15 protein-coding genes are annotated in these 13624 nt (G+C 33.3%); all 15 read right to left on the reverse strand.

Annotation, left to right across the window (positions count from 1 at the left end; all coding sequences use genetic code 11):
* Positions 1 to 109 precede the first annotated feature (109 nt).
* Positions 110 to 1048 (reverse strand): lipid A biosynthesis lauroyl acyltransferase, encoded by a 939-nt coding sequence (locus BKH44_RS07895; protein ID WP_095272124.1) that lies wholly within the window; start codon positions 1046 to 1048, stop codon positions 110 to 112.
* Positions 1045 to 2055 carry a lipopolysaccharide heptosyltransferase I gene (gene waaC / locus BKH44_RS07900; RefSeq protein ID WP_095272127.1) on the reverse strand — a complete coding sequence of 337 codons (1011 nt, stop codon included), beginning with the start codon at positions 2053 to 2055 and terminating at the stop codon, positions 1045 to 1047. The genes BKH44_RS07895 and waaC overlap by 4 nt, the downstream gene beginning before the upstream one ends.
* Positions 2052 to 3530: a Ppx/GppA phosphatase family protein gene (locus tag BKH44_RS07905; RefSeq protein WP_095272129.1), complete on the reverse strand. Its 1479-nt coding sequence runs from the start codon at positions 3528 to 3530 to the stop codon at positions 2052 to 2054. The genes waaC and BKH44_RS07905 overlap by 4 nt, the downstream gene beginning before the upstream one ends.
* Positions 3530 to 3781, reverse strand: a complete 252-nt coding sequence (locus tag BKH44_RS07910; protein WP_095272131.1) for a YfhL family 4Fe-4S dicluster ferredoxin — start codon at positions 3779 to 3781, stop codon at positions 3530 to 3532. Before BKH44_RS07910 ends, BKH44_RS07905 begins: the two co-directional genes overlap by 1 nt.
* 71 nt (positions 3782 to 3852) lie before the next feature.
* Complete coding sequence (locus BKH44_RS07915; RefSeq protein ID WP_095272134.1) at positions 3853 to 4551, reverse strand: hypothetical protein; 699 nt, start codon at positions 4549 to 4551, stop codon at positions 3853 to 3855.
* A complete protein-coding gene (locus BKH44_RS07920) occupies positions 4539 to 5807 on the reverse strand; it encodes an ATP-dependent nuclease subunit B (RefSeq protein WP_095272136.1) in 1269 nt (422 codons plus the stop codon). Before BKH44_RS07920 ends, BKH44_RS07915 begins: the two co-directional genes overlap by 13 nt.
* Positions 5789 to 6187, reverse strand: a complete 399-nt coding sequence (locus tag BKH44_RS07925; RefSeq protein ID WP_095272138.1) for a YkgJ family cysteine cluster protein — start codon at positions 6185 to 6187, stop codon at positions 5789 to 5791. The genes BKH44_RS07920 and BKH44_RS07925 overlap by 19 nt, the downstream gene beginning before the upstream one ends.
* A gap of 42 nt (positions 6188 to 6229) precedes the next feature.
* A complete protein-coding gene (locus tag BKH44_RS07930; protein ID WP_095272141.1) occupies positions 6230 to 7609 on the reverse strand; it encodes a hypothetical protein in 1380 nt (459 codons plus the stop codon).
* A gap of 98 nt (positions 7610 to 7707) precedes the next feature.
* Positions 7708 to 9120 carry a major outer membrane protein gene (locus BKH44_RS07935; RefSeq protein WP_095272142.1) on the reverse strand — a complete coding sequence of 471 codons (1413 nt, stop codon included), beginning with the start codon at positions 9118 to 9120 and terminating at the stop codon, positions 7708 to 7710.
* Between the two features lie 137 nt (positions 9121 to 9257).
* A complete protein-coding gene (locus tag BKH44_RS07940) occupies positions 9258 to 9839 on the reverse strand; it encodes a hypothetical protein (RefSeq protein WP_095272145.1) in 582 nt (193 codons plus the stop codon).
* A complete protein-coding gene (locus BKH44_RS07945) occupies positions 9836 to 10372 on the reverse strand; it encodes a hypothetical protein (RefSeq protein WP_095272147.1) in 537 nt (178 codons plus the stop codon). The genes BKH44_RS07940 and BKH44_RS07945 overlap by 4 nt, the downstream gene beginning before the upstream one ends.
* Positions 10372 to 11385, reverse strand: coding sequence for a hypothetical protein (locus tag BKH44_RS07950; protein WP_095272149.1), 1014 nt, complete (start codon positions 11383 to 11385; stop codon positions 10372 to 10374). Before BKH44_RS07950 ends, BKH44_RS07945 begins: the two co-directional genes overlap by 1 nt.
* Positions 11386 to 11431: 46 nt before the next feature.
* Positions 11432 to 11956, reverse strand: a complete 525-nt coding sequence (locus BKH44_RS07955) for a lysophospholipid acyltransferase family protein (RefSeq protein ID WP_343217640.1) — start codon at positions 11954 to 11956, stop codon at positions 11432 to 11434.
* A gap of 101 nt (positions 11957 to 12057) precedes the next feature.
* Entirely contained in the window at positions 12058 to 13365 is a 1308-nt protein-coding gene (gene miaB, locus BKH44_RS07960) for a tRNA (N6-isopentenyl adenosine(37)-C2)-methylthiotransferase MiaB (RefSeq protein ID WP_095272153.1), read from the reverse strand.
* Positions 13366 to 13375: 10 nt separating this feature from the next.
* On the reverse strand, positions 13376 to 13618 hold the full coding sequence (locus tag BKH44_RS07965; protein ID WP_095272155.1) for an HP0268 family nuclease: 243 nt from the start codon (positions 13616 to 13618) through the stop codon (positions 13376 to 13378).
* Between the last annotated feature and the right edge of the window lie 6 nt (positions 13619 to 13624).

Here is a 13624-nt window from a genome sequence, read left to right on the forward strand (position 1 = left end):
ATCAAGATTACCAACAATCCAAAGTGATATAAACCAAAAAACTATTTTGAAGAGTTTTTAAATTAATGAGGTTCACCTGAATGGGATTGGAATCATACAGGTATAAAGCTTAAGGTTTGCTGAGGGAGTGAGGTGGATGTTGATAAATCTCACCATATTTACTCTTCCATCTTTTATGGAACCAAAACCAAGCCGAAGGATTCTGTCTAATGATCTCTTCGGTCAATTTTGCTTGTTTTTGCGTTGATTCATAAATATCATTTGTAGCATTTTCTGTTATTTGAGTCCGTATAGGAGGATAAAATCTTATTTCAAATTTTGAATAATCTTGGTTAAAATCAATAAAAACTGGCACAATATCTACCTCAAATCTTCTAGAAAGGATAGAAGCAATAGTGCTATGGGTTGTCTCTTTTCCAAAAAAATCAACCCATATACCTTCATCAATAGAAATGTTTTGATCTAATAATATTCCCACGACTGCCTTTGAATTTGAATACATTTTTAACAAATGCTTGAAAGCACCTTTTTTATCTATTAATCGGACTCCACAAGCTTCTCTACGACTTATAATCAAATCATTAATTGCCTTATAATCTGTCAATCTCCCTAAAGAAGCCAAATCATATCCTTGAAACTCTTGGGGTAGTATGGTTGCCATTGCTTCCCAATATCCATAATGACCACTCATTAAAACAATGCTTTTATCACCCTTCAATGAATCAGTTAAATAATGTTTGTTTATGATTTGAAACCTGCTTTTATATTTTGATTTTGGAATATAAACAACCCGAATGCTTTCCAACAAAATAAATGCAAAATTTCTATAACATCTATGTATTAGGTTTTCTTTTTCAATTTCATTCAAACTTTGACCATAAACAAAATCTAAATTTGCTTTGGCATCTTTGAAACGTCTTTTGTCAAATTTTCTCATCAGCCAAGCTAGCCCATCCACAAACAACAAAAAAACCCAATGAGGTAAATGTGCCAAAATAAACCCAAAAAAATTCACTCCCCATTCAAGTATCTTTGCAAACAATTTCACAAAATTTTCCTTATTTCATCTGCTATGGTTTTTGGAGGTATTTTATCAATTGAAAAGTCATTTTTATCATATTTTGGATTCAAACTCCCGTTCAAAGAGATATTTTTTTCTCCACATAGCCTGAAACGTTCTATAGGTGTATTGCCATAAAGAGTGATTGAACCCCTCTGCATAGCCCATCCTAAATGTGTTATCCCTGTATCCCCCCCAACCACTATATCTACTTTTGACATCAATGCTTTCAACTCATCTAAATTCAATCTAGGCAATATGAGTGCATTATGAATATTTTTAATGGCATCAAAAATTTTTTGAGCTTTCTTCAAATTATTATGCCAAAGCAAAAAGATTTTAACATTCAAACCAATAAGATTATTTGCCAACTCAATATATTTATCCGCTGAATAAGTCTTGCTTTGTATTGAAGCCTCTAAAACAAATAAAAGAATCTTTTCTCCATTACTTGGAATCACAAAATCTATTTTCTCCCAAGCTTTAGCAGAATACCCAAAAACCTTTCTTCTCATCCCTAAAGCAGTATCTATATCAATCTCTTTTCCAAAAGCACCACAAAACAAAGCCTTATTACGTTCTAAAACATTTCGTTCATAAGGGATATAGATTTTTTGATTATAAAACAATGAAGCTATCTTCTCGCGGATAGAATCTTTATCAAAACCAACAAATTTATCCTTTTTAAGCATATATCCAATCAAAGCGGATTTTATGAGTCCTTGCATATCAATGACAATATCAAATTTAGCACAATTACTCAAAGTTTTAGAAAGTTTATAAATACGATAAGGATTCATTGATTTAAATATATCTTTAAAAGGCAATCTATGGAGCTTATCTATAAACAAAGAATTCTCTAATATATCACCAAATCTTTCATCCACAAACCAATGAATTTCAATACTTGGGAATAAAAATTTCAAATGCTGCAAAAAAACAGCACTAACAATAATATCCCCCAATGCAGAAAGACGAATAATCCCTATCTTCAAATAATCCCCTCTTCACAAAATTCAATCTTAAAATCTAATGGCTTAATCAATTTCATTACAGCTTCCCTAGAAAGATAAAGTTGACTTGAAGCACTCACTTTCAACTTCCCTGTTTCATAAATATAAGATACATTTTTAGGTGACCCTATCAAGCACATAGCCTCTGCCATACCCAAGACAAAACTCAACCATTGCAGGGTCAAAATAGGGGGCATAATATCACTAATATGGGCAATAGAATTATCTTTTGGTATTTTTTTATTGCTAAATTCTGCCAAAAGACAAATGATTGCTTTATCTTGATGTGAAAAACCATAATCCAAAGCATTCAGTAAAAAATAAGCACTATGCTCGTGAGCATCATAAAAGCTCAAAAAATTTCCAATACCTGCAAGCTTCCCTGCTATAGATAAATGAATCTTATAAACCTCATCAATACAGTGCAAAGGCTTTAAAACATCAAAAATCTTTATACATTGTGTCCTAACATTTTGCCCATGTTTTGAATGGAGTAAAAATCTATCAATTAGTGAACTCAAAGAAGGATTAAAACCCTTAGGGAAAAAATAATTTTGATTGCGTAACAAATCACTCAAAAATACTCCCTCCCTCACCCCAACACCACTTGTTGTAATGACTTCAGAGCCAAATTTCTCTAACAACATAGAAAGTATCAGTGCACCGCTCCTGATATTATCCATTCTATCTTGAGGAACGCCCAATGAAGCTAATTTATCTTCTTTAGTGGTATAAATCTTTTCTATAAAAGGCAGGTGATCTCTCAGGCATATTTCATATCCATGCAAGACATCAATGGGATATTTTGTATTTTTCATGATCATTTTTGAAATAGCCCGTATCGTCCCGCCTATACCAAAAACATTATTATGTCGATAAGAAATTGGGATGTTTTCTAATTCTGTTTTGATAAAATCTTTGGCTGCTTCTAAATCTTGAAATTTATCAAAAAAAAGTTCTTTCAAACGAATAGTGCCTATATTTAACGAAATAAGATCGACAATCTTCCCTTCTTCAATAAGTGCACATTCCGTGCTTCCTCCACCAATATCAATAGTGATTCCATTTTTTCTATGCGAGAGATTTGCACAAGCAATCCCCCCATAAAAAGCCTCTTTTTTCCCATCAATGATTTTTACCTGTATCCCACAGGTCTTCTTCGCCAAAGCAATAAAATCTTTTGCATTAGGAGCATCCCTAATGGCACTAGTACCAACACATAAAAGTTTTTTACTGCCATATTTATGCGAAAGAGCCTTGAATTCTATCAAAGTCTTTAAAGCTCTTTTTATTGGAACTTCTTGCAACAAACCTCCAGATTCATAGCTGCCTTCTGATATCCTAACTTTAGATTTTATTTCATATAAAAGATAAAATCCAAAACGACTTGTTTTCCTAAAAATTGCCATACGAACAGAATTAGAGCCTATATCAATAACTGTAGTTATTTTTGCCATCACTCTCCCTCTAAAATTTGCTCGTATTTGTATTTAAGCTCTTCAATACTCTCAAAATTGTCAGGATCAGGCAATATCGCATTCACAGGACAAACCCCAACACAACCAGGCTCATCATAATACCCTATACATTCTGTACATCTATCAGGATCAATCAGATAAATAGGATCTCCTTCATCAATCGCTTCATTAGGACATTCTTCCCTGCAAGCATCACAAGCAATACACTCATCATTTATCAATAAAGACATTTTTTCTCCCTAAATATTGTTGATATTTTCATTGGAAATGTCTTTTTAACTGAATTATTCTTAACATTTATTTAATCAAACCAATTATCCTTTTTGATTAAAAATTTATCTACCCCATAAGAAATCTTTTTATCAATGCTTTGAATTCCTATCGGAAGATCGCGTAAAACAATTTTAGAATTTGGCAAAGCACTCAAAAGATTTGAAAAATCATCAATGATATAAAAAATATCAACTTTAGCAAAAATAGCCCTTTTTAACTCTTCTATGGAAGCAACTTTTACAATAGGCACAAGAGAAAGCCTCAAAGCAAAATCACACATCATATCAAGTTCTTTTCCCAAAATACCAGCATCTAAAACTACACAATCACTGCCATAAATTGCAGATTCTAATAATTGATATTGATTGAGAAAAATATCATTATGGATTATCAATGCTTGAGTATATCGACGCAAATGCGTCAAACAATCAAAAGCATCAACTGAAGGGATATTCTTTTCATAAATAGACGTAAAATCAATAGCAATCATATCTGATCCAAAATCCAAAATACCTGCAATATCTTCATAATCAAAACTCTCTATGAATAATATTTTACCAGCAATATCTTGCTCTCTTTTGAAATCAAAAATTTCAGCTCTTGGCATATAAGGATTGTAAGCCAAACTCCTGCCTAAAAAATCAAAAGATAAAAAATCTTCTCTATTTTTAAGGCTTTGTTTGAGATTTTTGAGGGTAGAAGTTGGATAAGGCATTACTTTTGACAATCTTGTATGCTTTTAAAATGTGATTTTAACTCAGATTCTACCTCAACTTGTTGATTTGGTATGGTATCAAAAATCTTTTTTGCTTCCATACAATTACCAAGCTTATAATAACCCCAAGCAAGTGAATCTACATAAGAAATAGATCCCGGATCAATCTCTAAAGCGACCTTAACATAATCAATCCCTTTCTTAATATCCAAATCATAATCAATCAACATATAACCTAAAAAATTATAAAAAAATGCATCTTGGGTGTTTAAATTTTCTTTAGGACTCATAGCTTTTTTTCTATCTTCAATAGCTTTTTGAAGCTTTTTTGTGATCTCAATAACATCTTTTTTCTTTGGACTAGCAAAGGTCTCAAATGTATATACTGCTTCCAAAGCAAGATATTTTGGATTTTTTTGTTCTTTATAGATCAAATTTGCCTGTTTAGCAGCTGAAGTAAAATCTTTTTGTGCCACATACAAGTCAAGCAAAAGATGACGATTGAGTGGGAAAGATTGAGCGATTTCTTGAGCTTGTTTGTATTTTTTTTGATTGACTAAAATCCAGATCAAATATTTTGCGTTTTCCACTGTTGGAGATTTTTTATAAATATTTTCAAATATATCTGCAGCAAGTGGTATTTGATTGAGCTGTATCAATAACTCCAAACTTTTTTGACAAAACTCATTAGAACATCCGTATTTTTCCAAATGCGATTTGAGGAGTTCTAAAGCAGCGACTCTATTATCCTTCACCAAATAGATAGTTACTATTTTACCCAATGCTTCTTCATCGTGGGTTTGATTATAATATTTATCAAGTAAATCAAAAGCCTTATCAAAATCTTTTTGACTCAAATACAAAGTCCCCAATACATTATCTACAGGCAAAGAATCTTCTTGTTTTTTGATAGATTCTAGCAAGGAAATAGCTTTTTTGACATCCCCCATACGAATATAACCATCCACGAGGATTTTACTTGTGGGCAAATCTTTGGTATCTTTAGTTGTATTTTGATAGAGTAAAGCAAGCTTAGTGGCAGTCTGCATATCGCCCATACTTGCTGCAGATATGGCTGCTTGTTTCGCATAAGCAATATTATTAGTCTCTTCATACAAGACCAAATAACCATCTTTTGCAGTAGCAAAATCACCACGATTGAAAGCATCTGAACTCATCAATAAATAATAATCTTCTGAAAAAGCATTCCCTTGTATGAGAATGCAAAACATCACGATAAAACTGATTTTTAGAATATTTTTAAACATTTAACACCTCTACACAATCCACATAATTTTTCTATTTCACCTTCACTCACCCTATCTGTCTTGTAACTTTGCCAAAATGGAAAACTTTTACATTGCTCGGGTCTGACTTCATAAATAAGACATTTTTTACTCAAATCATCAAAAAAGATACAAGCGATACCCTCCATACTTTTTTTCTCCAAAAATGAAAATCTATAACCTACTTTTTTAACATATTTTTGTGTAAATTCATCAAATGGAATATTTAAAAAATCACTCACACATAATAATTCATCAATTGAAGCGAAAATATATCCACTCTCTCCAGTGCAGCATTTCCCCCCACAAGGCTCACATTCACTCCCATCAAAGCCAAAATCAAAATCTGGATTTTGAGTCATTTAAACCTTTCTTTGATAAGAGTGAAGCAAACCAAAATTCAATCAAAAAGTGTATTTAAGCGTAACAACTGTCCTAGCCATTAACATATCTCCAACCATTTGTGAATAGCTCACTGAACCACTAAAATCTTTTGTGAAAGCATAGCTGATTTGTGGTGAGATTTCAACCAATTCAGAATCTGCTGTGAGATTGGTTTCTCTTGCAGGGATGACAGGTCCTCTGCTTTTTTTACCAAGCCATAATGAACCTTTTTTCATATAAGGGAATCTATTATTACCCCCTACCCATACAAGATCTAAGCCAAGCCCTAAGCCATTGTGCCATTTGTATCTATGAGTGAAATAGACTGCTTTGAGGCTTGTATTTTTTGCTCCTCCTGCTCCTGTCCATCCAAATCCCATGATTCCCCCAGAGACAATACCATTCCATAGTTGACCGCCTACATCAAAGGCTCCCTTGCTATCTAACATAGTCCCATATCCTTGCCCAAAGCTACCGATATACCCAAGTTTAGAGCTATAACCCCCTGCCTTGAGGTTGACTTGAAGGTTATATATCCCTCTAGTATGTGCATAGCCACCTATATCAGTTGCTTGCATTTGTGTAAAATAGTTAGCCAAATTGCTACCATCTTTTGTGTGGAATCTTGCATTATTATTCATCACGGTGCCAGCTATTTGACCCAAAATACCAACAGAAAGACCATTTTCAAAATCATATTTATAATGAATATCTCCAAACATCATCATATTATAAAGCTGTTGTGCCCAGCTATAATAAACTTTGAATCCAAGCCCTTTGATAGCCAAATCCTTATTGCTTTCAACGCCTAAAATAACTATATTATTACCAATACCATATGTATAAGCCTGATTCATCGCTAGCATAATATTATCTGTCATCCAGCTATCATACGCAGAAGCATAAAGCTTAATGCCTTTGATATCTTCATTGGTAATCATCCCTCCAAGTCCCCTGTCTCCATAAGAAGTCCCAGCATTCAGAGCAGAAACAATATTCATCTGCCCTAGCCTCACAGTCGTCTTACTACCAAGTGCATCGAAGTTCTTATTGATATAAAGGTTGCTGATATTGAACACATCAGGTGCAGATGAGCCATCTATACGCGGTGCCCTACTCCCGCCAATAGAATTATCTGCAGTTACCGCATCAGGCACACCAGGACCATAAGCAGCAAATACGCCTACCGTCAAGCTATACCCATTCACTTCACCTGAATGTAAGTTTGGCAAGAAAAACATCTGATAGCCTTGACCTGATCCATCCCTGCCATCACTATAAAAATATTTTCCTCTCAGCCAACCATCCAAAGTCGCATTCTCTATCATATCTTTGAGCGAAGAAGCACTCAAAATACACGCACTCATTGCGATCAAACAACAGTTTGTGAAAATCTTCATTTTTTATCTCCTAAGTTGTAGTTTTTGAACTGGATTTTATTATAACGCCCAGAAACTTAAAAACTTAACAGAATCTTCCTTATTTATACAATTAATTTTCAAAAATTATAAGTGATTTGAACCCTTGTTCGATTCAAAGATATGTCCCCAAATATATTGGCAAAATATATTTGTGCACTTAATTTTTTGTTGAATTTATAAACAACACTTGGAGTGATTTCAAAAAATGAAGCATTGATTGTTTTTTTGCTACCTTTATAACCTGGTACCCAACCCCTATAATCATACCCCGGTTGATTAGAACCTGCTACCAAAAGAGGATAATTATTCTTCCCACTCACCCAAGCAAAATCCAATGCAAAAACAAATGAATCAAGTTTATAGTCCACTTCCGCATACAATGTATTGATATTTGTACCCTTCGTAGCACCCCCTCCTAAGAATCCAAACCCATCTGCACCATGTCCTTGAGACCCATTCCAAAGCTTTCCAGCAGTATTGAATCCACCTACATTATCTAACAAAGCCGCATATCCATCACCAAAACTCCCAGCAAAACCAAACTCAGCATAAAATCGATGTACTTCAACACTTGCTTGAATATTATAAAGACCTCTATTGATAGCTAATTCTTGCTTAGGTCCTCCAGACAAAGATTCTTGTGCTACTTTTTGAGTGAAATAGTTTTGCAAATAAAGACTTTTGCTTTGAAACCCTGCGACTTTATTCACCCCTGTAGCAGCAATCTGACCTAATATTTTTACAAAAGTATGCTCCCCTAATTGATACTTATAGCTCAATTCTCCAAATATCATATAATCAATCAAATGATAAGCCCACAAATCATAAAGCCTAAAATCTAATTGATGTTTTTGATTATCATTGAACAAATATTTCCCACTCACCCCTGCTATAAACAAATCATTCCCAATACCTGCACCAATCTTTTTATCTTGAGCTTGATTTTTATCTGCTTGAGCAACAACATAAATATCATCTGTTATCCAAGTATCATACCCAGCCAAAAAGAATTGCAAACCTGAAATATCAAAATTTTCTATCGCACCTCCAATCCCTCTATCCACACTTTTGTCAGTAAAAGGCGTTATCAAATTCATCTGACCAACTTTGATATGTGTTTTTGTGGCTAAAAATTTTTTAGTGATAAAAAGATTGCTGATATTGAATACATCTGAGCCACTGCCATTCATCCTAACACCACGACTCCCTTGTATATCATTGTCAGTATTGCTTCCCTTATCAGGTGTCCCAGAACCTTGAGAGAAAAATAACCCACCTGTAAGCGAATATCCATTGACTTCACCTGAAATTAGATCTGTCTTGATACGAAACTGGAATCGACTCCCAGCACCATCTTTTCCTCCATTAGTCGTGAAACGACCAAAAGTAAACCCTGATATAGTAGTCTCTTCAAGTGCTTCTTTGAAGCTACTTGCCTCCACAACCCCAAAAACTAAAACTAAAAATACCCCTAATGTTTTGCATTTCACTCATAAGCCTTTTTCATAAATTATATTCATTCCTCTAATGCTTTCATAAATATTAGATGAATTTAGCTTTAGCAGTTCTAAAATTTATTTATGATTTTGTTATTATTTTGTAATAAATAAATGGGCTTTAAAAAAATTTATATAGCCACCTGAGATTTGAAATTGCTTTTCTTGATATTGATATAAAATTTTACAATCAACCTATCAGAATCTGGCATCTTTTCAATAACAATAGGCAACAAGATTTTCATACTCATTGGAGCGATCTTAAGCTCATCAAAAAAACGATTCAATACTTCAATATTTTGTACATCTGCAGAGACATAATAGATATCTGTTTTGAATTGAGTTTCTTCATTATCTTCAGTATCTTTTTTGACAATCTCAACATTGCTAAAATAACGATCCAATCCATTCCTAAGCCTACCCCTATCAAGATCATAAGACATCACATTTAAAGGTTTTTTATTAGTATTTTTAGTATTCCTGAGTGATTCTTGAGCTAAATTAAAATCTTTTTGGACTTGTAAAAAAACAACCCTAACCTTCTTTTCCTCAATATGCTGCTCTTGATAAGCTTCAATCATTGGCCACAAAAAATAATTCACACTCATCCCAACGATGATACAAAAAAGCACTAAAAAAATCATGTTTCTGATGACAAGTTCAGCATCAATATCAAGATAAAAAATATTCTTATAACTTTTGGAGTTATTCATTGGTTTGCTCCTTTTGGAATATCTATAATTGATGTGTTTGATTCACTCTTTGAAACGAAATTAAACCAACCACTTGTTAATGCAAAAAAACTCACTGTGCTTTTTCCAAAAATCGCCTTCAAAGGATCTTGAAGCAAAAATTTAAAAACTTCTTTTGAAGGCGTAGAACCTTTGATAATCAAAGTTTTATTCCCAACCTCAATATAATCTATTGTGATTTGATCAGGGATTATATTGAATAAATTACCAATCGCATCCCTGACCATCAGATTATGAGTTTCTCTATCTTTAAGCAAATCGACTTCTGCAAGGATTCTATTTTTATAATTTTGAAATTTCATGATTTCATCTTGATAGTTTGCTTGTTTTTGTTTATAATCCTGCACCCTTGCAGATGAAAGGAAAATCTGATATTTCAAAACAAACAAAAATCCAAAAACAATAAACAAAGAAAGAAAAATATAAAATATCCAAATTTTAGTGATCTTGGTAAAAATATACTTTGGTTTAGGACTAAGGAAACTTAAACTCATCACAATACCTTATCAAGCTCAATTTTTGACAATGCTACCAATTCATCAGGGATGCTCACTGAAATTTTATTCGTCTCAATCATCAAATTTTCTTTCAAATGCTCCAAAGCCGCATTAGAAATACCATAAGCATCTAAAATAACAATCCTATCAATGAATTTACTATCATAAAGTTCATTAGAATAAAACTCCCTGAGCGAATTTTGAATGATATTAGAAATAATTGAAATTTTAGCAATATCATTCACCTTATCTTGAGTATTGTTTTCTTGATCATTATCACTCAAAAGCTTCTCGTTTAACTTTTCTATGAAAAAATCTGAATCCAAATCTTCCAAATCATCAATATCATCATCTAAATCATCATCTCCGTGATTCAGGCTTGGTAATGAAGTAGTAAAAATATCTTCAATATCCTCTTGAGGTGCTTCTTCTATCTCTTGGACTTCGCCCTCTATCATAAAATACCCTCCAAAATATATACCTCCAGAATCAGCAATCAATAAAGATACATTGCTCCTTTCTTGCAAAATATATAAATTTGTCTTTGAATCTATATGCTCATTTATTTTATGATAAATCAATACAAAAGGTGAAAACAAATGGTCCAAACCATTGATTTTAGAATATTTTTCAATATTTTCCCTTAAGGCAGACTCTTTAATATAAACTGTCCAATCCCCAATATTCAATATTTTTGTTGATTTTATATCAATGCCATTTTTTGAGAAGTCATCTTTACCTTCCCGCTTAAAAAGACCTTGATTGTAACTTTTAGAAACTCCACTCACATAAGTAAAAGGATATTTTTTTTGATACCCTCTGATAAACTTGACAGCCTCTATAGGTAATTCATTATCAATGGTTTTGAATTCTTTATGCAAAGTTTCTAAAATTTTTTTATCTTTGATACGTGTAAGCTTGAGCGAACAAGACTTACTATCAATATTCACTCCAATAATAACATTTGAAAAAAAAGGTTTTAAAATTTTAGAAATACCTAATATATCCATTATTTATCCATCTCATTGTTTTGGATTATTTTATCAAAATCCTTCATCATAAAGCCTGCTGCATATGCTCATATACAAGCCTTTTTGCTTCTACTATATCCATACTTTGTGGGATAAAAAATGGTTCAAGCATATAGTAATCAATCCTGCAAAAAGGCTTTGGAATCTGAAACTTATCCCAAGTAGAAAGCTCAAAATAACGATTTGGAATAACACGACATACACTGATGCCAACCCCTGTTTTTTGTGCCATAGCTACCACTCCATCTGCAATATGATGATAAGGACCCTTTGGACCATCAGGAGTGATGCCTGTATCCCATCCATTTTTGAGGCATCTAAAAGATTCTACAAGAACACGTCTGCCTCCTTTATTTGTCGACCCTCTGATAGTCTTGAATCCAAAATAACCATAAAGCTTAACCATCAATTCACCATCAAAATGATTGCTTGAGATTACATAGATTTTTGGTTTATAATTTTTAGATCTCAAATACCCAAAAGGGAGCATCAAAAATTCCCCATGCCAAAAACAAGCAATGAAATTAGTCTCTTTCAATGTTTCAGACAAATGAAACCGATTCCTGCAAGTCCAATAAAGCAACCACAATATCGACCAAACAAGTCTAGGCAATAGAACAAGAAGGATTTTTTGCTTCCAGACTTTTAAGCTCATAGTGCTGATTGTCCTATCAAACTGCCACCATCACTTTGAGCAATTTGGACTTTTATAATATCGCCAATTTTCAAGATTTCTTGGGGGATTTTAATCAATTTCCCATTATCACTCCTCCCCTCAGAAAAACTCTCCTCTCCTGATTTGATATTTTCAATCAAGACATAGTGCGTATTTCCAATCTCCTTCTTTGCTTTGTGTTTCAAAATTTCCCTATGCTTATTTTGTAAAATAGAAAGCCTATTAGAAGCAACTTCTTTAGGCACCATCCCTTCTTCTCCCCAAGCAAAAGATTCAGTATGAGGTCTTGGAGAGTACACAAAGCTATACATCGTATCAAATCCCACTTGTTCAAGCACATCCATCGTATGGGCAAAATCTTCTTCATCTTCTCCAGGAAAGCCTACGATAATATCCGTCCCAATACCTACATCAGGCACAAGCGATTTGAGTTTAGCGATTCGATTGAGATACCATTCTTTGCTATAGCCTCTCCTCATAGATTTCAAAATCTTGCTTGATCCACTCTGTAAAGGTATATGGATTGATTTACATACCTTTGGATTAGAAGCAAATTCTTCCAAAAATTCATCATCCATATGCAAAGGATGAGGTGAGGTAAACCTAATCCTTTCTATTCCATCTACTAAAGCGAGTTTATTCAACAAGCCAGCAAAATTTATGCTCTGATGAGGGGTAGAAAAACGAACTCCATAATTATTCACATTTTGCCCCAAAAGCATAAGTTCTTTGACGCCACTTTCAGCCAACTTTTTTGCTTCAGAAATGATCAAATCTAAAGGGATAGATATCTCCTTACCTCTAGTATGAGGGACGATACAATAAGCACATTTTTTATCACAACCAATAGAAATATTTAATAATGCCCTCACCCCAGTATTCCTAACAGTATCAAAAACATAAGTGCTATCATCAAAATCAATAGCTACTTCTACAGCCTTATCTTTATGTATGATTTCAGAGATTTTAGAAATATTCCTCGCTCCAAGCACAAAATTCACACTCGGGGCTTTTTTGATGATCTCCTCACCCATATGACTAGCAGTGCAACCACAGATACCTATTTTAGCACTTGGCTTTTTTATCCTAGCGAATTGCCCAATTTCAGAAAACAGCTTGCGTTCAGGTTTTTCCCTTACACTGCAAGTATTAATGAGTATGAGATCTGCTTCTTTGGCATCTTCAGTCAAAGTATAGTCTTCTTTTGTTGTAAGCTCAGTGATCATATGCTCACTATCACGCATATTCATCGCACAACCCAAAGTCTCAATATATAACTTCATTCAAGACTACTCAGATAATATGCAACTCATAAATATAATCTTTTTCATCCAGTCCATATTTGATCTCTGATAAATATGCTTTTTTTCCTTTATTCTCAAAAAAACTCACTGCTTTTAAAAGATCTTTATGATTATTACTGCGATCAAAATAAAATACTTTATCGTGATCATTTCCTATATTTTTGAGGAGTTTTTCCAAATTAATCTTTTGTGTTTTTTGTTCAAAATCAGTTTTTGCCAATGTCAGTTCCATATTATT

The organism is Helicobacter sp. 13S00477-4, assembly GCF_002272785.1.
GTDB lineage: Bacteria > Campylobacterota > Campylobacteria > Campylobacterales > Helicobacteraceae > Helicobacter_J.